Source organism: uncultured Solobacterium sp. (assembly GCF_963550625.1).
GTDB lineage: Bacteria > Bacillota_I > Bacilli_A > Erysipelotrichales > Erysipelotrichaceae > Bulleidia.
Map to the genome: position 1 here is coordinate 58264 of NZ_CAUVCV010000003.1, position 23549 is coordinate 81812.

The following is a 23549-nucleotide window of genomic DNA, read 5'->3' on the forward strand; positions in this document are numbered from 1 at the left end:
GAGACATGCATACAATACAAGAAAAGATTATCCAATATTGGACCAAGCGTGCGGATAGTTATTCCGTTGAAAATAATGAAGAGCTGGCAGGGACATCTACGGTTGCCTGGCTAAGTGAACTAACAAGCCACTTTCCAAGGAAGAAAGACCTAAAGATATTAGATATCGGTACTGGTCCAGGCTTTATGGCAATTCTTCTCAGTCGAGCAGGTTACCATGTGACAGGTATTGACTGTACCGAAGAGATGTTAAAACAAGCTCATGAAAACGCTAGAAAGTATCATCTTTCTATTCGCTTTCTCAAACAACCAGCAGAATTTCTAGAGTTTGAAGATAATTCGGTGGATGTAATTATCAACCGTAATCTCACTTGGAATCTAGAAAATCCTACAGCTGCCTATCAAGAGTGGTATCGTGTACTAAAACCATCAGGAAAACTGATTGTCTTCGATGCGAATTGGTATCACTACTTATTCTCTGAAGAGTTACGCAAAGCGTATGAAGAAGATCGCCAAAATGTAAAACGAGCGCATCTGTATGACCATAATATTGGCAAAAACTTTGACCAGATGGAACGTATCGCAGAACAATTACCGATGACCCTAACAGATAGACCATCGTGGGATCGGGTAGAACTAGAGAAGATTGGCTTTCAAAATATTCAAATTGATAGGGAAGTATACCAAAGAGTTTGGACAGAAGAGGAGAAGATTAATTACGCTTCTACACCTCTATTTGAAATCGTCGCTACCAAATAGATGTGGTATGATTATGACTATGGAAAAGATAAGTTCATTACAGAATGCAAAAATAAAAAACTGGACTCTACTACATAAGAAGAAATATCGCGATGAAACAGGTTTATTTCTTGTGGAAGGAGAGCATCTCATTGGTGAAGCTTTAGCGGCCAATGCCGTAGAAACAATTGTGACAGATACAACTTCACCATTTGACTTTGAACATGTGGTAGAAGTAACACCAGCTATTATGGCGAAGTTATCTGAGAATGTTTCGAACGTGCATTACATTGCGGTTTGTCGTCAACGTAAACTAGATATTACAAAGAAAAATCGTCTATTATTACTTGACGGCATACAAGATCCTGGTAATCTTGGTACACTTATCCGTACCGCAATTTCATTTGGCTTTGATGGTGTGTATTGTTCAACTGAGACTTGTGACCTTTATAACGATAAAGTAATTCGTTCTACTCAAGGCGCATTATTTCATATTCCTGTTGTACGCAAAGACTTCTCTACTCTCATTCCTACATTACAAAGTCAGGGTGTAAAAGTCATTGCGACTTCCTTACAGGAATCTACGACAATGCGTGAGATACCTGTAACAGAATGTATGGCATTTGTAATGGGAAATGAAGGGCAGGGTGTTCATAAAGATATCATTGCACAGGCTGACTATCGTTTGCGCATTGAGATGGAAGGCTTTGAGTCTTTAAATGTAGCAGTAGCAGGTGGAATTATTATGTATCACTATCGGAGTGGTAAATGAGTCATAAGGATCCAAACTATTTATTAAAAGATTTACAACCATCCCAGTTTTATATTTCGCAAGCAAAACTATCGAACATTCAAGCATGGTTTCATAAAGATGATTTATCAAGCTTTGAACCTTTACCTGTGAAGGTATTAGATGGTATCCCAATCTTGACGGATGGACATACAAGGGCAGTCGCAGCAATACTTGCAGGCTTAGAATCGGTACCATTAGTCTATGAAGAAGATGAACTGGATTGGAATCTATATCATTATTGTGTAGAACAATGTAATCAAAAGGGAATTCATTCTCCATATGATTTGGTTGATAGAGTGATTTCTGCTCATGAATATGAAGAAAAGTGGATTGGTTGGTGTAATCAAGTACACAGTAAGTTACAACAGAAGAAAAAGTAAAAGGCACATCGAGCGATGTGCCTTTTGTCATTAGTGTTGTTCGTAATGAATTTCTGTTCCTTCGTAAGCTGCACGCATTAGTTCGATCATATCCTTGATCATTGGAACGCGTGGGTTCGCTGGAGAACACTGGTCTTCGTATGAGAGGTAAGCTAACTTCTCTAAGCTTTCTTCCCATTCCTTCTTATCAACGTTTTGTGACTTGAAGTTCATTGCCATACCAACTTCAATACCTAAATCGTGAACTGCCTTGGCAAACTTTTCAACACCTTCTTGTACTGTGTTGAACTTGAGACCGATAGCGTGTGCTAATTGGCAGTAACGTTCATCAGCGTTGTAGTATTGGTACTTAGGCCATAGACCTGGTTTTTCTGGTTTTGTGCCGTTGTAACGGATGACGTATGGTAATAATGTTCCGCAAGTACGTCCATGTACTGTATGGAATTCAGCACCAATCTTATGAGCCATAGAGTGGCACATACCTAAGTAAGCGTTAGCGAATGCCATTCCAGCCATAGTGGAAGCGTTATGCATCTTCTCACGAGCTTCTTCATCCTTAGCACCATAGTGTACAGCTCTTGGTAAGTATTCGAATACCATCTGTACAGCCTTTAATGCAAGAGCATCTGTATAGTCAGTTGCCATTACAGATACGTATGCTTCACATGCGTGTGTTAATACGTCCATACCAGAGTCAGCTGTAACCTGTGCAGGTAAGCTCATTACAAGTGCTGGGTCAACGATTGCGACTGTAGGTGTTAATGAGTAGTCAGCTAATGGATATTTGAGTTTGTTAACCTTATCTGTGATAACTGCGAATGGTGATACTTCAGAACCTGTACCTGATGTAGTAGGAATACATACTAAGTGAGACTTCTTACCTAATTCAGGATACTGGAATGCACGTTTACGAATATCCATGAACTTCTGCTTCAAGTCAGCGAAGTCAACTTCTGGGTGTTCGTAGAATAACCACATACCCTTAGCAGCGTCCATTGAGGAACCACCACCTAAAGCAATGATTGTATCTGGTTTGAAGGCTTGCATTAATTCCCAACCCTTCTTAACTGTCTGTAAGGATGGATCTGGTTCAACGTCACAGAACAATTGAACTTGTACCTTATTCTTACGAGCTGCTAACTGTTCAGTAATTCTTGATACATAACCTAAATCAACCATTGTGCGGTCTGTAACGATGAATGCACGATTGATTTCACGCATGTCGCGTAAGTATGTGATGGAATTTTGTTCAATATAAATCTTGCTTGGAATCTTGAACCACTGCATTGTATTTCTCCTTTTACCTATCTTCTTGATGTTAATCAGATTAATTGCACTAACGTTACCGGATACTGAGTTATGACCATAAGATCCACAACCAAGTGTTAATGATGGAATAAAGGAGTTGTAGATATTACCGATACCACCGAATGTAGTAGGGGAGTTCCAAATTAAACGACAAGCCTTGATGCGTTCACCAAACTTCTTCGCTAATTCTTCGGAACGTGTATGAATCGCAGCTGTATGTCCAACACCGTTTAACATAACAGTAGCTTCTGCTTTATCAAATCCATCTTCAACGGAACTTGCTTTTTCCATTGCGAGTACAGGTGATAGTTTTTCACGTGATAGTGGTTCTTGAACACCTGGTTTTTCTAATTCAGCGATTAAGATAGATGTTTGAGGATCTACTTTGAAACCTGCTTGTTCAGCGATCCAAGCAGCTGGCTTACCAGCAACTGCACCGTTTAACTTTGCATTTTCTACGCCCTTGGAGTGAGCTGTATATCCAAACATGTATGTTTCAAGTAATTTCTTTTCTTTAGGTGAGCAGAAGTGTACGTTATAGTGTTTGAATTCTGCCTTAACATCTTCATAGATGTTTTCATCAACGATAACTGTCTGTTCACTTGCACAAATCATACCGTTATCGAATGCTTTAGACATTGCGATGTCATTAACTGCTTGCTTGATATCTGCAGTTGTTTCGATATATGCAGGAGCGTTACCAGCACCTACACCTAATGCAGGTTTACCACAGCTGTAAGCTGCCTTAACCATTGCGTTACCACCAGTTGCAAGAATTGTAGAAACACCTGGATGATTCATGAGTGCACTTGTTGCGTCCATTGATGGATGGTCAATCCACTGAATGCAGTTTTCAGGAGCTCCAGCCTTTAAAGCTGCTTCATATACAATGCGTGCTGCTTCAGCAGAGCACTTTTGTGCATTTGGATGGAATGCAAAGATGATAGGGTTTCTTGTCTTTAATGCAAGTAAACTCTTGAAGATTGCTGTTGAAGTAGGGTTTGTTACTGGTGTTAAACCTGCAACAACACCAACTGGTTCAGCTACTTCTGTGATACCTGTAACAGGGTCTTCACTGATGATACCAACTGTCTTAAGATCACGTAGGTAGTTTACCATGTATTCGCAAGCAAATAAGTTCTTTGTTGCTTTATCTTCAAATACACCACGTCCTGTTTCATCGATAGCCATCTTAGCTAATGTACCGTGTTGGTCAAGTGCTGCTACTGTACACTTTGCTACGATATAGTCGATCTTCTCTTGGTCAAATGATGCGTAGTCATTAAGTGCCTTTAATGCTAAGGCAACTTTATCGTCTACTTCTTTGACACGAACTTCCACAGGGGCTGTATTTACTTTTGTTTCTTTTGTTACTTTCTTTTTGACTGCCATGTCCTTTTCCTCCATGTGAATTATTTCACGTAAGCAAGAATATCATGTTTATATAGCTAAAACAATACTAAATGATAAAAAAATCACAAGTAATCGCTTACATTTTGAAAATTAATATTTTCGAAAGAAAAAAGGGCATTTTTAGCCCTTAGAAAATGTTGTATGCATGTTAATAATACTGACAGGAAAATCGTCTTTCATCTGGGATGATAGGGACAGCTTTACAGGAATAATCATCGACTTTGATGAAACGACCATCACCCTTGATGATTGTCGCAAGAAATTGATCAATGGTATCACTTTCTCCTTGTACATAGATTTCCACCAAGCCATTATCTAGATTTTTCACACTTCCCGTTAATCCATAAGATTGTGCGTGCATTGAAACAAAGTAACGAAAGCCAACACCTTGGACTCTACCTTCCACAAAAATATGATAGCGTACCATAACATCCTCCTTATAGTGATTATACAAAATAGATTTTCTGCTGGGCAAGTCATATAATGAATGCAGGTGATAAACATGATACATATACTATTAAATCAATTTACATTCGACCAAGCTTGGGGCTTTGGTGAACTGTCTCAACTTATTGAAAAAGATATGAAGGTATTGATGATGCCGTTATCGTATAACGATGGTTGGTCTAATGAATTTGCGACATGGGATGACTTCTTTGCGAAAGGGAAACCAGCGTATGAAATGATGGTGCGTCCTTTCTATAACTATGGCATCCGTGAAAAGCAAATCAGTTGGTATAATTATTACCAAGATAACTATGCCAGCGCAAAAGCGAAAATCGAAGCTGCGGATATTATTGTGATCACTGGTGATTGTGGCGAATGGATCATGCAGAGAATTGAAGACTTAGGCTTACGTGATTTGTTGTGTAACTTTGATGGTATCCTAATTGGACATCATGCAGGAGCACTTGTACAACTAGATACATTTCACGAGTCAAATCTCGACAACACATTTGAACTACAAGAAGGACTTGGTCTACTATCAGAATTTGATGTAGATATTAATTATGTCGAAGATGAAGAACATTTATCTATAATCATTCGTGAAATTGAAGATGTAGGAAATCCTGTTGTGGCAATCCCTAAAAACAGTGGTCTTTTAATCGTGGATGGTGAATTTACATTACTTGGAGATTCCTTCGTTTTAAATCATACACATCTAGATGATATCTATCGTGCCTATGATAGTTATCGTTATGATGTATAACTTCTAAAGGGGAAATTGTTAATGAACGCAGATTTTCATATTAATGGAAGACAACTAGAAACAGAGCGACTTATCTTAAGACCGTTTGCAAAAGAGGACTTAGACGATTTTTATGCTTACGCTTCTGTTGAAGGTGTCGGTGAAATGGCTGGTTGGAAACATCATGCTAGTAAAGAAGAAACGCAAAAAATATTAGATATGTTTATCGAGGGTGACCAAGTATTTGCAATCTACCATAAAGAGGATCAAAAAGTGATTGGTTCTCTTGGCGTTCATAAGTATGGAAGAGAAGAAGCTTTGACAGAGTTTGCGGCCTATCAAGGAAGAGAACTTGGTTTTGTTTTAAGTAAAGACTATTGGGGAAAAGGAATCATGCCAGAAGCAGTAAAGACAGTTATCAAGTATTTATTTAACGAATTGAACTATGACTTCCTGCTTTGTGGGTATTTTTCGTTTAATCAACAATCAAAGAGGGTTCAAGAAAAATGTGGTTTCCAACCATATCGCAAACTAATGATGACTACCTCTGAGAATACAAAAGAACCAATGATTTTGAATCTTTTGATTAATCCACATAAAAATATAACATTAGAGTTTTCTCATCCGGAAACATTGATTTATCCACAAAATATATTGGGGAAACATATATAGAAATATGCAGTAGTATTCGGTGAATAACAAAATATAAGTTGGACATCTATGATGAAAAAGGTATGATAGTTGCATGAAATATATTGTATGTGATGACGAACAGATTCAAATGGATATCTTGTGTAAGTACATTCATGAATATGCACAAGTACATCATTTGGAAATTGAAATATTAAAATATACAGATTGTGATAATCTCTGGTGGGATTTGCAGAATGGTCTTGTCGCAGATCTACTTTTATTGGATATTCAAATGGAGAATATGACAGGGATTGAACTTGCTCGTAAGATGAGACAAGCACGTCTAAATCATTTGATATGTTTTATCAGTGGTGTCAAAGATTTTGTCTTTGAAGGATATGATGTAGACGCATTAGCCTATCTTTTAAAACCTTATGAGAAAGACCAATTATTTAAGATTTTAGATAAGGCAATCAAGCAATTACATATATCAGATGAATTTTCGATTATTTCTTCTAAGAAGGAAGTATATAAAATTTATCATCGTGATGTGATTGGTGTTGAAGCACTTGGCCATGAGACAAAGATTTATTTGCGTAGTGATGGTATGAGTGAAGAGACAACAATTATTATCAAACAGAGTATTCGTGAAGTTCTTGAGATGTTGAATATGCCATTATTACAAATTCATCGTTCGTTTGCGGTAAATATGAAAAATATTGTACGTGTGACAAAGAAGGATTGTATTGGTGAAGATGGTATACAATTCCCAATCGCACGTGGTAATTATGAAATGTGTATGCAGGAATTTATCGTGGCCAATCGAGGTGCATTATGATGGCTGTAATTATATTGGTGGGATTAACACTTTATGAAGCTATAATAAAGAAGATACAGCCAACATTCATGCATGTGATTTTATCAATCGTTTTACTAGGAATTATAGGATATATTGTTTATCGCTTCTCTTATATGATAGTTGTATGGATTCTCTTATGTTTTATTTGGAATCATTATCATTTCTTAAAAGAAGAAAGAATCTTTTCAACTATCGTCATTCTGTTGTATCTTGGAATTCTATTCCTTGGTGTTTATTATGATGGTTTTATCGCAGGTGGTATTGCGGCACTAATCTTTATTTTGTTGGAATATCTTCTACAAAGAATCATGAAGCGTGAAGAAGATAAAACAATCATCTATCAAAATAAACTAATGAAACAGCAGATGGATGAAATTGAAAATATCTACATGACTATGCGTGGCTGGAGACATGATTATCATAACCATCTACAGTCTTTAAAAGGATATCTTTCCTTGAATAAAGTTGACCAGATGAAAAACTATCTCAATGAACTTGAGACAGATTTGGACTCGATTGATACACTCTATCATTCTGGCAACTTACAATTAGATTCAATCTTGAACGCGAAACTTGCAATTGCGGAGAAAGGGCAAATACGTATTCATTGTGATGCGTCAATTCCACCACAGTTACATGTATCAGATTTAGACTTGTGTGTTATCTTAGGAAATCTATTAGATAATGCGATTGAATCTTGTCGAAAGATAGAGAATCCAGATGAACGATTTATTCGTGTATATATTGGTATCTTAAAGAAACAACTCTATATCTCAATTACAAACGCTACAAGTGAGACAGTAAAACAACGTACTGATCACTATTTCACGACGAAGCGGGGCGATCATGGACATGGGCTAAAGAGAGTTGACCAAGTCGTTAAGAAATATGATGGATATCTTAATCGTCAGAATGAACCAGGTGTATTTGCGACAGAGATTGTACTACCTCTATAAGCATTTCGTGCATGAATTTGAACAATTCATGCATTTTTTTATTTGCTTCTGTCATATGAAGTATTGTATTTCTGCAAGGAGGTAATCACTATGAAACTTACTAGATGGAATATTTATAAGGATATGCTCTACCGATTATGGAAATGCGACCCACATGTAATCAAAATGATGTTGTTAGAGATTGTTATCTCAGTAATAGAAGGATTTATCGCTGTATTATTACCAGCTGCTATCATTCAATTTATTACTACAACCCAAGATTGGACAACATTGGTATTACAGATACTTGGTTTATTTGCGGTGTATGGACTCTTTAGCATGTGGCATGTTTACCTTGCAACAAGAAATAGTATGCAATATGTTATTCCAAGACAAAAATTATTTATCTTACCAGTCGCAAAAAAGGTACAGGAATTAACCTATTCCTACTACGAAACAAAGCCTGCTCAGGAAAAACTTGAAAATGGAATTCGTGCATTAAATATGAATATGGAAGGTGCGGAAGGTGTCTATCATAATACTGTGATTGTTTTCTCTGCAATTTTCAGTTTGATACTATATGCAGTTTTTATCAGCCGAATTGGCCTGCCAATCCTTTTAGCTCTATTATGTATTTCCTTTCTTCATTATGGAATCTATGAAAAATGCTATGCATTGTATTTAAAGAAAGATGAAGAAAAGGCAGAGAATTATTCGAAGTCGCGTTATTTTAATAGCCTTTCTCAAAAGAGTGCGAAGGGAAAGGATATCCGTCTCTATCAAATGCAAGATCTTTTGAAAACGAAGATGCAAGAAAACAACGATATTCTCGTACAGAAGACTATCGCTGCTTCAAAATACAAAGGATGGATAGCACAAACGGATGTTATTTTAGGATTTATCCGTGATGGAATTACCTATGGATATCTAATCTATTTGATGATGCATGGTATGATTGAAATGAGTTCTTTCGTTCTGTATATCGGTATTGTCATTAGTTATGGTCAACGATTCACAGCTTTAACTGCTGAGATTGCGAAATTACATTCTAATCTAGATTTAACAAAGAGAACGTATGAATTTGAAATGGATAAAAATGTGATTAATCAAGATGGTAAGAAAGCGAGTGCACCATTCGATATTATTTTTGAGAATGTATCTTTCCAATATCCAGAAAGTGAAAAGTATGTCTTAAAGAATTTTAATCTACACTTTACAACAGGAGAGAAACTCGCTCTTGTGGGTGTAAATGGTGCTGGTAAGACGACAATCGTGAAACTGTTAAGTGGATTGTATACACCAACTTCAGGAAGAATCTTAGTCAATGGTATCGATTTGAAAGAAATCAATAAAGAAGATTACTTTGGAAAGCTTGGAATCGTATTCCAAGAAATTGATCTATTCTCTATGACGGTTGGTGAAAATATTTCTTGCATGCATGAAGAAGACTATGATGAAAATCGTGTACAAGAAGCGTTGCGCATCTCTAAGTTAGATACGATTGTAAATCAATTACCTAAGGGAATTCATAGTTATATCAATACAGATCTATCACCAGATGGAATCAACTTCAGTGGTGGACAACAACAACGTTTATTGCTTGCAAAGGCATATTACAAAAATCCTTCGTTACTCATCTTAGATGAACCTACAGCAGCGCTTGATGCACTTGCGGAGAAGGATATGTATGAAGAGTATAAGGAAATCACAAAAGATAAAAGTGCATTATTTATTTCGCACCGTTTAGCTTCAACTCGTTTCTGCGACAATATTGTCTTCTTGGAAAATGGAGAGATTATTGAACAAGGAACGCACGAGCAACTTATGAAATTAAATGGTAAATACGCAGAGATGTTTGATGTACAGGCAAAATACTACAAGGAGGAAGAACAAGATGAAACTCAAGCAATTCTATCAACAAACGCATGATTTGATTCAACTATTAAAAGTTCAATTTCCTCATATTACTGTACAGATGATTACATTAGCTTTCTGTAGAAGTACACCTAACTTCATTGTATTGTTTGGATATTCACGTATCTTAGACTTATTACTTACAAGCCAGTTTCAAGCCGCAATTCAAGTTGTCACGATTATGCTGGTGAGTAGTTATCTATTATCCTTCATTGGTAATTGGATTGATTCTTATTTACAGGGATATGAATTTATTACAGATGAAGTAATTATGAGTCAGGTGAACTATATGTCGTTTAACATGCGCTATGATATTTTTGAAGATAACGATAGTATGACAAAAGTACGTGCAGTAAGTAATCGTATGAATGCTACTGGAGGAACGGGTTCTTTCTTACAGATCATTATTCTGTTATGCACTAACTTATTTTCTGCTCTATATGCATTCTGTTTTGTAGGGTACTTGTTTTATCAGGCAATGCAGTATTCGTTCTATTTAGTATTACTACTATTACTGGCAGTTGGCTGTATTTGTTTGGGCGTTATGATTTTAAAGCGCACGAGTGCTTATTATGAAGACTTAAATAAAAGAAATATTCATAACAACTCCGTGTTTAGTTATCTACTCACAACAATGGTCAATGTAGAATACAAGAAACAAATGATGATTAATCGAATGGGTCAGTTGTTCGAAAAGTATTTTAAAAATATCATTAAAACATTCCATGTTTATTTGGATTTCTCTAAGAGAAAAGGAAGATATGAATCGGTTTATAACTTCGTATTAAGTATCTTTGGAGCATGTACATATATTTATATCGCTTATTTAAGCTTGCATGGTTATTTATCAATTGGTTCTGTACTCTTATATGCAGGTGCGATGCAACAACTTATTCAATACATTTCGGGTTGTATCATATCTTATAGTGATGCAGTATTCCAATTGGATTATCTAAATTACTTTACGGATTTCTTGCATGATGAATCTATTCGTAGCACAGGTTCATTACCAATTGAAAAGAGAAATGATAATGCATATGAGTTCTGCTTTGAAAACGTAAGTTTCCACTATCCAAATAGTGAACAACTTGTATTATCCAATGTGAATCTTACATTTAAGATTGGTGAAAAGTTAGCGTTAGTTGGTCAAAATGGTGCAGGTAAGACAACAATCATCAAGTTACTATGTCGCTTGTATCAGCCGACTGAAGGAAGAATCTTGTTAAATGGTATTGATATTCAAAAGTTTGACTTCAATGAGTATACAAAAATCTTTAGTCCAGTATTCCAAGACTTTAGTATGTTCAATATCAGCGCAAAAGAAAATCTAGAGTGCGGTCATCACAATGAAGAAAAAGATATCAATGCGATTATTGCAGATGTAGGTCTAGAGAAGCGCTTTACATCTAATCAGGATGGACTGGATTGTGTATTAGAAGATTTAAATAGTGAAGGTGTTAAGTTATCTGGTGGTGAAGCACAGAAGTTAGCAATCGCACGTGCATTGTACAAAGACGCTCCATTTGTAATCCTAGATGAACCTACTGCAGCTTTGGATCCATTCTCAGAAGCAGAAATCTATGAGAACTTTGATAAACTTGTTGGAGGTAAGACAGCTATCTATATCTCTCACCGTATGAGTTCATGTAAGTTCTGTGATCGTATTGTTGTCTTTAAAGATGGTAAGTTAGTAGAAGATGGTAATCATGATTCACTCATGCATAAACAAGGTGAATATTACACACTCTATCAAGCACAGGCAGAGTATTATCAACAATAACAAGAAGGTATACTGTTTCGACAGTATATTTTCTTTAGGCAAAAGAAGACAACATTTGTCACCTGTCACATGGATTATGGGTATGTCTATAAAAATTAGTAGCTATTGAGTTATTACAAAGAGAATCTACAATTGACGTTGGAAAACTTCATCTGAAGGAAATTGATTTTGTGGAAACTAGTGACATTCTTATGTGATTTGCCGTATAATATGGCTATTAAAGCGATAACGAAAAGAGTAGTAGCCAAATACGCTATAGAAAGAGAGGAACCTAAACGCTGAAAGGGTTCTATAGAAGACGCTTGGTGAATTCACTTTTCCAGTGGGATTAATCATCCCCGTATATCTACGTTACAGATTAATTGAGGTGCGCACGATTGTGCGAATCAGGATGGTACCGCGTGAATAACGTTCCTGCAATATTTTGCAGGAATTTTTTTATGGAGGATAAGGTCGATGAGCGATAAAGTTATGCAGGTCCAAGAAGAAGCGTTAGTTGCGATTGAGCAAGCAACAACCTTGGAACAATTACAACAAGTCAAAATTCAATACTTAGGTAAAAAGGGTAGTATTCAGGCACTCATGTCTGAGATGAAAGCTTTACCACCAGAGGAAAAGCCAGCCTTTGGACAGAAGGTAAATGTATGTAAGGATACAGTTGCCAAAGTATTAGAGTCAAAAGAAGAAGTGTTAAAGATTGCGGCTCTTGCAGGTAAGCTAGAAGCCGAAAAGATTGATGTTACATTAGCTGGAGATATTCATAAACTTGGAACGACACATCCACTTGTGATGATTCAACAGGAGATTGAAGATCTCTTCTTGAGTATGGGTTATAAGGTTGCGGAAGGTCCTGAAGTGGAACAGGATTACTACAACTTCGAATTGGCTAATACACCAAAAGATCACCCAGCACGTGATATGCAGGATACGTTCTATATCGATCCAAATACATTATTAAGAACGCACACAACTGCGATGCAGATGCGTGAATTAGAGAAGGCAAAGGGACAGGTTCCGATCAAGTTAATTTGCCCAGGTAAGGTTTATCGTCGTGATGACGACGATGCGACACATAGCCATCAGTTTATGCAGTGTGAAGGCCTTGTTGTTGGTGAAAATATTACTTTAGCTGACCTGAAGGGAACATTAGAATACATGGCTAGCACAATGTTTGGTCAAGGTAGAACAGTTCGCTTCCGTCCATCATACTTCCCATTTACAGAGCCTTCTGTAGAAGTTGATGTTTCTTGTCCATTCTGTAATGGTAAGGGATGTAACGTATGTAAGGGATCTGGTTGGATTGAAATCTTAGGTGCAGGTATGGTACATCCAAATGTATTACGCATGAATGGATTTGATCCTGAGAAGTATTCTGGATTTGCCTTCGGTGTAGGACTAGAAAGAGTTGCGATGTTGAAATACGGAATTGATGATATTCGCAACTTCTATACAAATGACGTTCGCTTTTTGAAGACATTCGATCGTTTTGACTAAGAGGAGGAAGGCAATGAGACTAAGTTATAAATGGCTACAGGAATATGTAGATTTAAGTGATATTACTCCACAACAACTAGCAGACAAATTAACAACTGCTGGATTAGAAGTTGAAGGAATTGAACCAATGGCACAAGGCACTGGTCTTGTGATTGCGGAAGTGATTGAATGTGAAGATATCCCGGATACACATTTACACCGTACAATTGTTCGCTATGGAGCAGGTGAAAATGACACAACACAAATTGTATGTGGTGCTCCAAACTGCCGATTAGGTTTAAAGGTAATCGCAGCTCTACCAGGTGCGGTTTTACCAGGTATTACCATTCAAGCAAAACCACTTCATGGGATTGAATCAAATGGTATGCTTTGCTCACTACGTGAGTTAGGTATTGATCATAAATATCTTACAGAAAAACAAATTAACGGAATTGAAGAGTTAGCAGAAGATGCACCTGTGGGTGAAACAAACGTGCTTAGATACATAGGCTATGACGACACGATTTTAGATGTATCATTAACACCAAATCGTGCAGACTGTTCTAGCATGTGGAATATGGCAAAGGAAGTTGGTGCTATCTTACACCGTGAGGTAAAGTGGCCTGATTATGCCGGTAAATCCAACATCGGAACACCATCCACATTCAAAGTGACAAGCAACACTGAAAAGTGTGACTTCTTCATGGGTAAAGTTGTAAATCATGTAAAGGTAGGACCATCTCCAAAGTGGATGGTGGAATACTTACATGCGGCAGGTATCAATTCTATTAATAATGTGGTTGATATTTCCAACTTTGTAATGCTCGAAACAGGACAACCATTACACTATTACAATCTTGCAAAGCTTCCAACAAGAGAAATTACAGTTGTAGATGATCGTGAGTTAAAGATGACTGCACTGGATGGTGTGGAGTTTGCGATTGAAAAGGGTGATATCCTTATCACTACAAATGGTGAAGTGACTGGTATTGCCGGTATCATGGGTGGGGAAGAATCTATGATCGATGAAACAACAGAAGGTATCTTTATCGAAGCCGCACATTTCAATAAGACTTCCGTTCGTCGCTCATCTATTCGTTTAAATCTCATTACTGAAGCAGCCCAACGCTTTACAAAGGGTATTGAGGCATTGGCAGCACAAAAGGCAATGGACCGTTCTGTACAACTCTTGCAAGAGTATGCATGTGCAGATGGATTTGAAGAGACAGTTACTTATGGCACAGATGGTTACAAACCAGTTGTGGTAAAGGAAACACTCTCTCACTGTAATGCTTTATTAGGTACTGCATTTACAATGGATGAAGTGAAGGAAACACTCACGTGGTTGAACTTTGAACCAGAAGTAAATGGTGATGAGATTACATGTCATATCCCAAGTTACCGTGTTGATATTGAAGGTCGTGCAGATATCGATGAAGAAATCGTGCGTCTGATTGGTTTTGATAGTTTGAAGTCTACATTACCAGTAATGACTACAACAGTTGGTCAATTAACACCAAAGCAGAAACTCAGACGTATGACACGCGAAACATTGAAGGCCTTTGGTCTCAATGAAATCGTTACATATACATTGATCTCTGAAGAAGAGATGAAGACAGCGTTATCTCCACTTGGTGAAGCAATCCCTCTTGCGATGCCAATGTCAGAGAATCGTAAGTACATCCGTGCAAGTTTATTAAACTCTGTATTAACAAGTGTGCAATACAATGAAGCACATCAGAATACAGATAACTTGTTATTTGAAATCTCTAAGGTTTATGCAAAGGAAAAGGAAGAAGAAAGACTTGCAGTTGTATTAGACGGTAATGTTCAAAATGATCCACTCCATAAGATTAATGAAGCTGGTGATTTCTATGCCTTAAAGGGAATTTTAATGACATGGTTAAATCGTTGTGGTTTCAATGATGCACGTATTACGGTACGTCCAAATACAACAGATGTTGAACATTTTCACCCATACCGTAGTGCAGAGATTCTCCTAGACCGTAAACCATTAGGCCTATTTGGAGAATTACATCCAAGCTATGCGAAGAAGTATGATTTAAAGAGAGTGACTTATGCGGAACTTTCATTGGATGTCGCAAATGAAACAAGTGCTTCTAAGGTGAAGTTTATACCGATTGATCGTTATCCATCTATCTCACGTGATATTGCGTTAGTTGTAGATAGAGAAGTAACAGCTGAAGAAATGTTAAAGATTATCAACAGTACAGGTAAGAAGCTTGTTCGTAAATCAGAAGTATTCGATATTTACGAAGGAGAACATGTTGAAGCAGGTAAGAAATCTGTGGCTCTACGTATTACATACCAAGCTTCTGATCATACACTAAATGATGAAGAAGTACATACTGTTCACGATGCGATTCTTGAAAAACTCAAAGAAAAGCTATCTGCAGACTTACGTTCATAACAAAAAGCCGAGTTATCGGCTTTTTTGTATGCATGTTTATTAGTCTTTTGTTTTTAGGAATTGTTTACGATACGTACTTGGGGAACAACCAATCTCACGTTTAAACGCAAAGGTAAAGTAATTTTGGTTTGAGAAACCAATGATAGCGGAGATATCATTCATACTATAACTAGTAGTCTCTAATAGGAATTTTGCTTCAGAGATTCTTCGTTGTATCAAATAACGCATCGGAGAAATCCCTTTATATTGGTTAAATGCATGTACTAAATAATATTTATTTAAGAATGTTAATTCACTGAGCTTGTCTAGGTCGATATCTTCTTTAAAGTGATCGTTGATATAGTTTTCGATAAAGATACATTCTTTCGTTGTCTTTTTTACTGGTGATACATTTAATGTTGTATTGGTACGACGTACCATGTTAATAAGCATAATCTCTAATAAGGAATTTACTAAGTGTTGGGAGTATTCATCCTGATGTTCCATTTCATGCAGTAATGTTTTGAGATAGAAGAGAATATCATTCTTATATGCTTTATAGTTATGCATACTGAAGTTACTATTGAAACGTTTATCATCACTATGGAAGTGTAAACCTTCAATACCTGCTACAATATATTCAAGAGGGGAATTCTCTTTACTAACCTCAGTGTGTTCAATATATGAGTTTACAATAATCAGGTCATCTGCTTGAATGTCTAAGTATTTGCCTTCAACAAAGAATTTACCTTCGCCAGAAATAACGTAGAAAAGCTCTGCACATGCATGACTGTGCGGAGTTGAATGCCAATCTCCTTCATAACGGGAGTGGGTAACATACAAGATCTTACCTAGTGAACGATCTTCGTTTTGGTTCTGAGAAATAGCTGTAATCATCGCTTTAATCATACCATGTAACGCATATCGGCATTCTTAAGTTTTAATTGATTATATGAAATATTGCGAAATAGATATATTAGAGCAATATTTCGATAATATTTAGCAATATATCTCTTGTTTGAAAGCGTTTTCACCCATAAACTGAAATTATCAAATAAGTTTCTTAGGAGGAAAAGAGGAACATATGAAAAAGTTATTGACATTATCATTAGCTGGTTTACTCGCAGTCGGTGCTATTGGCTGTAGTAAAAAAGAAGCTGCTTCTTCACAGAAGGAAAGTGAAGAAACAACATTGCACATTTCTGGTCTAGATGGCGGATATGGCACAAAGGGTTGGGAAGCTGTTGTTAAGGCTTTCGAAGAAAAGGAAGGCGTTAAGGTTGACCTTCGTTTAGAAAAGAACATCGCTGATACATTACGTAGTGAAGTTCAAGCTGGAACATATCCTGACTTAGTTTACTTGTCAGTTGGATCTAAGGGTGGCTTAACAGACACAATGATCGCTGAAAAGATGTTAACAGACATCACAAGTGTACTTGATGAAAAAGTATATGGTGAAGATACAAAGGTAAAGGATAAGCTCATTGATGGTATCTATGAAGGTTTAGCTACAGAACCATACGCTGATGGCAAGCTATATTTAGCACCTATCAATTACAGCCCATGTGGATTATTCTATAACGCTAACCTATTCAAGGAAAAGGGATGGAGTGTTCCAAAAACTTGGGATGAAATGTGGGAATTAGGAGAAAAGGCTAAGGCTGAAGGTATCTCATTATTCACATACCCAACAACAGGTTACTTCGATGCATTCTTCTCTGCTTTATTAAATGAAACAGCAGGACCTGAAGTATATGCGAAGTTAATGACATATAACGTTGATGCTTGGAAGTTACCAGAAGTTAAGAAGGCATTCGAAATCGTAGGCAAGCTTGCTCAGTATGTTGAACCAACAACAGTAGCTAACGCTAACGGCGATAACTTCAAGAAGAACCAACAATTAGTCTTAGATAACAAAGCATTATTCGTTCCTAACGGAACATGGTTACCAGGCGAAATGGCTGAAGCTCCACGTGCTGCAGGATTTGAATGGGGATTTACAGCTTTACCTAAGGTAACTGCTACAGGTGATGCTTACTCTACAACATTTACAGAACAGGTATTTATTCCTAAAGAAGCTAAGAATCCAGAATTAGCTAAGAAGTTTATTACATTCTTATATTCTGATGAAGCTACAAAGTTATTCTATGAAAACGGTGGTGCTGTAATGCCAACAAAGGATGCTTCTAAGTTCATCGGCAAGGATGATGAAAATGCTTTATACTACACAATCTATGACAATGGCGCTAAGTCAAATGCTGTAGGTTTCCAAGTTATGGACAACATCGTTGAAGGTGTGAGTGTAGCTGATGCTAATACAGGTGTTCTCTACGCAACTGTAAACTCAATCGTAAATGGTTCCAAGACAGTTGATGAATGGTATGACGCAACAGTGAAGGCTGTTGAACAGATTGCCGAAGCAAACAAATAATCAATTCGCTGTTAAGTATTAGAATTCATTAAAATAACGATGGTGGACAGCCGTCGTTATTTTAAGGAAGGGAGTAATGAAATGAAAAAAAGTGTTGAGAAGAAGCTGTTTATCACAATATGCTTGGCTCCAGCAATGATATTACTAACACTATTTATGATATATCCAACGATAAATGTGTTTATGATGTCGATGTTTAAATGGGGTGGCTTAAGTGATAACCGCACATTTATAGGATTAAAGAATTTCCAGCTGTTATTCAAAGATATGAGTTTTATCCGTGCTCTTCAGAATACAATCTTGATCATCGTATTAGTAACAATCGTAACGATGGCTTTCGCAATCTTATTTGCGTCTATTCTGGTTCGTGAAAAGATAAAGGGACAAAACTTCTTTAGAATCATATTCTATATTCCAAATATCCTTTCTGTCGTTGTTATTTCTGCAATCTTTAGTGCGATTTATGATCCATCTGAAAATGGCTTATTAAATTCACTTGTAGGACTTTTCAACGGTAGTGCTGGTACAACAAAGTACCTTGGTGATCCTGGTTTAGTAGTATATGCGTTAATTGCCGCATTAATTTGGCAGGCGATTGGTTATTACATGGTTATGTACATGGCAAGTATGAGTACGATACCAGAACACCTGTATGAAGCTGCGTCTTTAGAGGGTAGTGGAAAAGTAAAACAATTCTTCTCGGTAACGATTCCGATGATTTGGGACAATATCCGTACAACACTTACATTCTTCGTCATTTCAACCATTAATCTGAGTTTCTTGTTTGTGCAAGTCATGACCGGTGGTGGTCCTGATGGAGCTAGTGAAACAGTGCTCAGTTATATGTACTTGCAAGCATATAATCGTTCAAGTTATGGCTATGGTATGGCAATCGGTGCAGTTGTATTTATTCTTTCATTTACCTTATCATGGGCAATCAATCGCGTAACACATCGTGATTCGATTGAGATTTAGGAGGCAATATGAAGAGAAAACATTTTGATTTATACAAAATCTTTATATATGTTGCGCTGATTTCTTTAGCGATATCCATTATTATTCCGGTATCCTGGGTATTCTTAGCATCGATTAAAACAAATGCTGAGTTCTATGGAAACCCATGGGCATTACCACAAGGATTTAATATTCAGAACTTTATTGATGCTTTCCAAATTGCACAAGTTGGTGATTTCATCTTGAACTCAGCACTTGTAACTGCAATGGCTCTAGTAATCTTACTGGTAGTTTCATTACCAGCTGCGTATGTACTTGCTAGATTCCAATTCAGAGGCAGAAAGTTCTTCAATACACTCATCATGGCTGGCTTATTTATTAACGTAAACTATATTGTTGTGCCAATCTTCTTAATGTTGAATGGTTGGGATAAGTCACTAGCAAAGAGCGGTCTACAGTTCTTTATGAATAACCGTTTCGTTCTTGCGCTTGTATATGCATCTACAGCAATTCCATTTACAGTATATCTTCTTGCAAGCTACTTCCGTTCTTTACCAAAGGCGTATGAAGAAGCTGCGGAAATTGATGGTTGTGGTTACTTTACAACCATGGTAAGAGTCATGTTCCGTATGGCAAAGCCAAGTATTATTACAGTTATCCTATTTAACTTCTTGGCATTCTGGAATGAATACATTATTTCATTAACACTTGTGCAGACAAAGGCACTAAAGACACTACCTGTAGGATTACAGAATCTGATGTCCGCACAGAAAGCAGCGACTAATTATGGACCGATGTATGCAGGACTTGTGATTGTAATGTTGCCAACATTGATCTTATACATTCTTGTACAAAGACGCTTAACACAAGGTATGACCTTGGGTGGTCTTAAGGACTAGGAGGACATATGAATCGAACAACACAATCAATCTTGATGGCAATTCTATTTGTTGTCAGTCTAGCAATGGTAATTATTGGTCAAAGAGAAGTTGGCTATGTGAATCTTGGTATTCAGGTAGTTGGACTGATTGGCATTTTGTTAGTTATACATCTGTATAACAAGAGATTTAAATAGGGGGACGATATATGGCAAACTTATCATTACGTCATATCAATAAGATTTACGATAATAAAGTACAGGCAGTATTTGATTTTAACTTAGAGATTCAGGATAAAGAATTCATCGTATTGGTTGGTCCTTCCGGATGTGGTAAATCAACAACTTTACGTATGATTGCAGGTTTGGAAGATATCACAAATGGTGAATTGTATATCGATGATAAATTGGTGAATGATGTTGCACCTAAGAATCGTGAGATAGCGATGGTATTCCAGTCTTATGCGTTATATCCATTTATGACTGTTTATGAAAACATGGCATTTGGATTACAGATTCGTAAGACTGATAAAGATGAAATCGACCGTCGTGTACGTGCAGCCGCAAAAGCATTAGAGATTGAACAATACTTAGATAGAAAGCCTAAGGCTTTATCTGGTGGTCAAAGACAACGTGTAGCGTTAGGTAGAGCAATCGTACGTAATGCGAAGGTATTCTTGATGGATGAACCATTATCTAACTTAGATGCTAAGCTTCGTGTACAGATGCGTAGTGAAATCATTCGACTACACAAAAACATTGGTGCTACAACAATCTACGTAACACACGACCAAACAGAGGCGATGACAATGGCTAGCCGTATTGTCATCATGAAAGATGGATACATCCAACAGATTGGAACACCAAAAGAAATCTATCAGAATCCAGTCAATATGTTCGTAGCAGGATTTATTGGTTCTCCAGCCACAAACTTCCTAAAGGGAACATACGCTGGTGGAAAATTCATGATAGGTGATATGCATATTGCTTTACCAGAGCAGTTTACAAAAGACATGCAAGCATATGAAGGTAAAGAAATTGTAATGGGAATTCGTCCAGAAGATTTACACGCAGAAGAAATTGTAAATGAAACATATCCAAGTGCTGTGTTTGACTTTGCGATTGATGTAAGTGAGCTTTTAGGTAATGAATTTATCCTACATGGCAAGATTGCAGGGCAAAAATTACAGGCAAGAGTGAATGCACGCTATGACCTTTCAGATTGTGCATCCTTTAGACTGGCAATGGATTTAGAGAAAGTACACTTCTTTGATCCAGAGACAGAAAACCGTATCGTTTAAGGGAGAATAATTAAGTATGAGTACAGGAAGAGTTACAGTCCCAACCGATATTGATGTGATTGAGGATACAATCGAAATCATCAAGAAGTGGAAGGCTGATGCGATTCGTGATTGTGATGGCACAGATATGCCAGAAGCGTTACGAAAGATGGATATTAAGCAATACGCTACATATTACACAACACGTAAAGATAATGCGTGGGCAAAAGAACATCCGGATGAGATGCAACAGATGTATTTGATGAGTGACTTTGTTACCGCAAAAGATACATGCTTACGCATCAAAATCATGGAACATTTCTACAAAGATCAATTTAAAGTAAACCCAACAAATGATATTCACCGTTGGTGGGAAGTCATTGATCGTACAACAGATACAGTTGTTTCTAATTGGTATTTTGATGAAGAGAATGGTGATGTTGTAATTGAGGAAGCGATTCCTTATCATGCATACACAGTCAGCTTCTTAGCATTTATCGTGTGGGATCCAGTTCACATGTATAATTTCTTAACAAATGATTGGGTAGATGAAGAACATCAGATGACATTAGATGTACGTTTACCAGAAACACAGAAACACGTCATTGAGAAGTTACATAAGTTCTGTAAAGAAAGAGAAGATGTAAATGTTGTACGCTTTACAACATTCTTCCATCAGTTCACACTACAGTTTGATGAGTTTGCTCGCGAGAAGTTTGTTGACTGGTATGGATATAGTGCATCTGTATCCCCATATATTTTGGAACAGTTCGAAAAGGAAGTTGGCTATAAGTTCCGTCCAGAATTTATTATTAATAAAGGCTTCCATAACAGTCAATTCTGTGTTCCTTCCAAGGAATATAAAGACTTTATTGACTTCCAACAAAGAGAAGTATGCAAGCTTGCAAAGGTACTCGTAGACATCTGTCATTCCTATGGTAAGGAAGCGATGATGTTCTTGGGAGACCATTGGATTGGTACAGAACCATATGGTAAGTACTTCTCTGAAATTGGATTGGATGCTGTTGTAGGTAGTGTTGGTTCAGGTTCTACATTACGCTTGATTTCCGATATCAAGGGTGTGAAGTATACAGAAGGTAGATTCTTACCATACTTCTTCCCAGATACATTCCATGAAGGTGGAGATCCATTACAAGAGGCAAAAGTAAACTGGGTAACAGCACGTCGTGCAATCTTACGTTCACCAGTTGATCGTATCGGTTATGGTGGATACTTGAAACTTGCATTAAAGTTCCCAGAGTTTATCGAGTATGTTTCCGAAGTATGCGATGAATTTAGAGAACTCTATGAACATGTTGGAAAACAAACACCATACAACCTACTCAAGGTTGGTGTATTAAATAGCTATGGCGAACTTCGTCGTTGGGGTGCACATCTTGTACATCACGCAATTCGCTACAAGCAAATCTACTCCTATACAGGTGTTCTAGAATCACTCAGCGGTTTCCCATTTGATGTGAAGTTCATCAGTTTTGAAGAACTACGTGAAAATCCAGATATCTTAAACGATATTGATGTAGTACTAAACTACGGTAGTAGTTACACAAGCTTTAGTGGTGGTGAAGAATTCGATGAAAAGATTATTACAATCCTACGTCGTTATGTAGATAATGGTGGTGGATTCATCGGCATTGGTGAACCGACAGCTTGTGCAAGAAATGGTAAGTTCTTCACACTCTATGATGTATTAGGTGTTGATAAAGAACTAGACTTCACACTTCATACAGACAAGTACAACTGGCAGTGCCATGATCACTTCATTACAGAACAGTTAGAACATGAAGACTGGGGTGAAAACGTAAATAGCGTTTACGCATTACCAGGCACAAAAGTTATCAAGCAAGAAGACCTTAGTGTGAAACTGGCTGTGAATGAATATGGTAAGGGTAGAGCAGTATACATGAATGGTTTACCATTTAGCTTTGAAAATGCAAGACTTCTCTATCGCGCAATCTACTATAGCTGCCATCGTGAAGAAGACATGAAGAAGTGGTATTCAGAAAACTATAACGTTGACGTAAATGTATATCCTTCTACACAAAGCTATTGCGTTGTAAATAACACATATGAACCACAAGATACTGTTATCTACCGTGGAGATGGCTCATCCTTCTCATTACACTTAGAAGCTAACGAAATCAAGTGGTACCAAATCTAAACAA

Annotated in this window: 20 protein-coding genes; 17 read left to right on the forward strand and 3 right to left on the reverse strand. The window is 37.1% G+C overall.

Annotation, left to right across the window (positions count from 1 at the left end):
- Positions 1–5: 5 nt before the first annotated feature.
- From RYK16_RS03055 to RYK16_RS03065, 3 genes are read left to right on the forward strand one after another with little or no spacing between them, the layout of a single operon-like run.
- Positions 6–758, forward strand: coding sequence for a class I SAM-dependent methyltransferase (locus RYK16_RS03055; protein WP_314850689.1), 753 nt, complete (start codon positions 6–8; stop codon positions 756–758).
- Positions 759–777: 19 nt separating this feature from the next.
- On the forward strand, positions 778–1509 hold the full coding sequence (locus RYK16_RS03060; RefSeq protein WP_314850691.1) for an RNA methyltransferase: 732 nt from the start codon (positions 778–780) through the stop codon (positions 1507–1509).
- The gene (locus RYK16_RS03065; protein WP_314850692.1) at positions 1506–1910 is read left to right on the forward strand and encodes a hypothetical protein; all 405 of its coding nucleotides are present in this window, start codon (positions 1506–1508) and stop codon (positions 1908–1910) included. The genes RYK16_RS03060 and RYK16_RS03065 overlap by 4 nt, the downstream gene beginning before the upstream one ends.
- Before the next feature lie 30 nt (positions 1911–1940).
- Here RYK16_RS03065 and adhE read toward each other — a convergent pair whose 3' ends face one another.
- Both adhE and RYK16_RS03075 read right to left on the reverse strand, forming a co-directional pair.
- Positions 1941–4610, reverse strand: a complete 2670-nt coding sequence (adhE, locus tag RYK16_RS03070) for a bifunctional acetaldehyde-CoA/alcohol dehydrogenase (protein WP_314850694.1) — start codon at positions 4608–4610, stop codon at positions 1941–1943.
- A gap of 169 nt (positions 4611–4779) precedes the next feature.
- Positions 4780–5058 (reverse strand): acylphosphatase, encoded by a 279-nt coding sequence (locus RYK16_RS03075; protein ID WP_294025322.1) that lies wholly within the window; start codon positions 5056–5058, stop codon positions 4780–4782.
- Between the two features lie 75 nt (positions 5059–5133).
- Between RYK16_RS03075 and RYK16_RS03080 the strand changes: the two genes are divergently transcribed.
- The 8 genes from RYK16_RS03080 to pheT all read left to right on the forward strand — a co-directional run bounded on the left by RYK16_RS03080 (position 5134) and on the right by pheT (position 15845).
- Entirely contained in the window at positions 5134–5841 is a 708-nt protein-coding gene (locus RYK16_RS03080) for a hypothetical protein (protein ID WP_314850697.1), read from the forward strand.
- Positions 5842–5862: 21 nt separating this feature from the next.
- On the forward strand, positions 5863–6492 hold the full coding sequence (locus RYK16_RS03085) for a GNAT family N-acetyltransferase (protein WP_314850698.1): 630 nt from the start codon (positions 5863–5865) through the stop codon (positions 6490–6492).
- 73 nt (positions 6493–6565) lie between these two features.
- Positions 6566–7291: a LytTR family DNA-binding domain-containing protein gene (locus RYK16_RS03090; RefSeq protein ID WP_314850699.1), complete on the forward strand. Its 726-nt coding sequence runs from the start codon at positions 6566–6568 to the stop codon at positions 7289–7291.
- Positions 7288–8268, forward strand: coding sequence for a GHKL domain-containing protein (locus tag RYK16_RS03095; RefSeq protein ID WP_314850700.1), 981 nt, complete (start codon positions 7288–7290; stop codon positions 8266–8268). The genes RYK16_RS03090 and RYK16_RS03095 overlap by 4 nt, the downstream gene beginning before the upstream one ends.
- A 90-nt stretch (positions 8269–8358) precedes the next feature.
- Positions 8359–10176, forward strand: coding sequence for an ABC transporter ATP-binding protein (locus RYK16_RS03100; RefSeq protein WP_314850701.1), 1818 nt, complete (start codon positions 8359–8361; stop codon positions 10174–10176).
- Positions 10142–11941, forward strand: a complete 1800-nt coding sequence (locus RYK16_RS03105) for an ABC transporter ATP-binding protein (protein ID WP_314850703.1) — start codon at positions 10142–10144, stop codon at positions 11939–11941. The genes RYK16_RS03100 and RYK16_RS03105 overlap by 35 nt, the downstream gene beginning before the upstream one ends.
- Before the next feature lie 456 nt (positions 11942–12397).
- Positions 12398–13435: a phenylalanine--tRNA ligase subunit alpha gene (gene pheS, locus RYK16_RS03110; protein ID WP_314850704.1), complete on the forward strand. Its 1038-nt coding sequence runs from the start codon at positions 12398–12400 to the stop codon at positions 13433–13435.
- A 13-nt stretch (positions 13436–13448) separates the two neighbouring features.
- On the forward strand, positions 13449–15845 hold the full coding sequence (pheT, locus tag RYK16_RS03115) for a phenylalanine--tRNA ligase subunit beta (protein ID WP_314850705.1): 2397 nt from the start codon (positions 13449–13451) through the stop codon (positions 15843–15845).
- A gap of 39 nt (positions 15846–15884) precedes the next feature.
- Here the strand turns inward: pheT and RYK16_RS03120 are convergent, their stop codons facing one another.
- Entirely contained in the window at positions 15885–16721 is an 837-nt protein-coding gene (locus RYK16_RS03120) for a helix-turn-helix domain-containing protein (RefSeq protein WP_298666083.1), read from the reverse strand.
- 187 nt (positions 16722–16908) lie between these two features.
- On the opposite strand from RYK16_RS03120, the gene RYK16_RS03125 reads away from it, so the two are divergent.
- From RYK16_RS03125 to gnpA, 6 genes are all read left to right on the forward strand, one after another.
- The gene (locus tag RYK16_RS03125) at positions 16909–18255 is read left to right on the forward strand and encodes a carbohydrate ABC transporter substrate-binding protein (protein WP_314850706.1); all 1347 of its coding nucleotides are present in this window, start codon (positions 16909–16911) and stop codon (positions 18253–18255) included.
- Between the two features lie 81 nt (positions 18256–18336).
- Positions 18337–19230: a carbohydrate ABC transporter permease gene (locus RYK16_RS03130; protein WP_294207160.1), complete on the forward strand. Its 894-nt coding sequence runs from the start codon at positions 18337–18339 to the stop codon at positions 19228–19230.
- An 8-nt stretch (positions 19231–19238) separates the two neighbouring features.
- Positions 19239–20108 carry a carbohydrate ABC transporter permease gene (locus RYK16_RS03135; protein WP_314850708.1) on the forward strand — a complete coding sequence of 290 codons (870 nt, stop codon included), beginning with the start codon at positions 19239–19241 and terminating at the stop codon, positions 20106–20108.
- A gap of 8 nt (positions 20109–20116) precedes the next feature.
- Positions 20117–20284 (forward strand): DUF6903 family protein, encoded by a 168-nt coding sequence (locus RYK16_RS03140; protein ID WP_314673756.1) that lies wholly within the window; start codon positions 20117–20119, stop codon positions 20282–20284.
- A gap of 11 nt (positions 20285–20295) precedes the next feature.
- Positions 20296–21387, forward strand: coding sequence for a sn-glycerol-3-phosphate ABC transporter ATP-binding protein UgpC (locus tag RYK16_RS03145; protein WP_314850710.1), 1092 nt, complete (start codon positions 20296–20298; stop codon positions 21385–21387).
- A gap of 16 nt (positions 21388–21403) precedes the next feature.
- Positions 21404–23545, forward strand: coding sequence for a 1,3-beta-galactosyl-N-acetylhexosamine phosphorylase (gene gnpA / locus RYK16_RS03150; protein WP_314850712.1), 2142 nt, complete (start codon positions 21404–21406; stop codon positions 23543–23545).
- Positions 23546–23549 lie beyond the last annotated feature (4 nt).

Excerpts from the sequence above, each read along its gene's own strand:
- adhE (WP_314850694.1), bottom strand. The coding sequence starts at position 4,610 with ATGGCAGTCAAAAAGAAAGTAACAAAAGAAACAAAAGTAAATACAGCC.
- RYK16_RS03090 (WP_314850699.1), top strand. The coding sequence starts at position 6,566 with ATGAAATATATTGTATGTGATGACGAACAGATTCAAATGGATATCTTG.
- RYK16_RS03135 (WP_314850708.1), top strand. The coding sequence starts at position 19,239 with ATGAAGAGAAAACATTTTGATTTATACAAAATCTTTATATATGTTGCG.
- RYK16_RS03085 (WP_314850698.1), top strand. The coding sequence starts at position 5,863 with ATGAACGCAGATTTTCATATTAATGGAAGACAACTAGAAACAGAGCGA.
- RYK16_RS03130 (WP_294207160.1), top strand. The coding sequence starts at position 18,337 with ATGAAAAAAAGTGTTGAGAAGAAGCTGTTTATCACAATATGCTTGGCT.
- RYK16_RS03075 (WP_294025322.1), bottom strand. The coding sequence starts at position 5,058 with ATGGTACGCTATCATATTTTTGTGGAAGGTAGAGTCCAAGGTGTTGGC.
- RYK16_RS03140 (WP_314673756.1), top strand. The coding sequence starts at position 20,117 with ATGAATCGAACAACACAATCAATCTTGATGGCAATTCTATTTGTTGTC.
- RYK16_RS03060 (WP_314850691.1), top strand. The coding sequence starts at position 778 with ATGGAAAAGATAAGTTCATTACAGAATGCAAAAATAAAAAACTGGACT.
- RYK16_RS03100 (WP_314850701.1), top strand. The coding sequence starts at position 8,359 with ATGAAACTTACTAGATGGAATATTTATAAGGATATGCTCTACCGATTA.
- gnpA (WP_314850712.1), top strand. The coding sequence starts at position 21,404 with ATGAGTACAGGAAGAGTTACAGTCCCAACCGATATTGATGTGATTGAG.
- RYK16_RS03080 (WP_314850697.1), top strand. The coding sequence starts at position 5,134 with ATGATACATATACTATTAAATCAATTTACATTCGACCAAGCTTGGGGC.
- pheS (WP_314850704.1), top strand. The coding sequence starts at position 12,398 with ATGAGCGATAAAGTTATGCAGGTCCAAGAAGAAGCGTTAGTTGCGATT.
- RYK16_RS03120 (WP_298666083.1), bottom strand. The coding sequence starts at position 16,721 with ATGATTACAGCTATTTCTCAGAACCAAAACGAAGATCGTTCACTAGGT.
- RYK16_RS03065 (WP_314850692.1), top strand. The coding sequence starts at position 1,506 with ATGAGTCATAAGGATCCAAACTATTTATTAAAAGATTTACAACCATCC.
- RYK16_RS03125 (WP_314850706.1), top strand. The coding sequence starts at position 16,909 with ATGAAAAAGTTATTGACATTATCATTAGCTGGTTTACTCGCAGTCGGT.
- RYK16_RS03105 (WP_314850703.1), top strand. The coding sequence starts at position 10,142 with ATGAAACTCAAGCAATTCTATCAACAAACGCATGATTTGATTCAACTA.
- pheT (WP_314850705.1), top strand. The coding sequence starts at position 13,449 with ATGAGACTAAGTTATAAATGGCTACAGGAATATGTAGATTTAAGTGAT.
- RYK16_RS03145 (WP_314850710.1), top strand. The coding sequence starts at position 20,296 with ATGGCAAACTTATCATTACGTCATATCAATAAGATTTACGATAATAAA.
- RYK16_RS03055 (WP_314850689.1), top strand. The coding sequence starts at position 6 with ATGCATACAATACAAGAAAAGATTATCCAATATTGGACCAAGCGTGCG.
- RYK16_RS03095 (WP_314850700.1), top strand. The coding sequence starts at position 7,288 with ATGATGGCTGTAATTATATTGGTGGGATTAACACTTTATGAAGCTATA.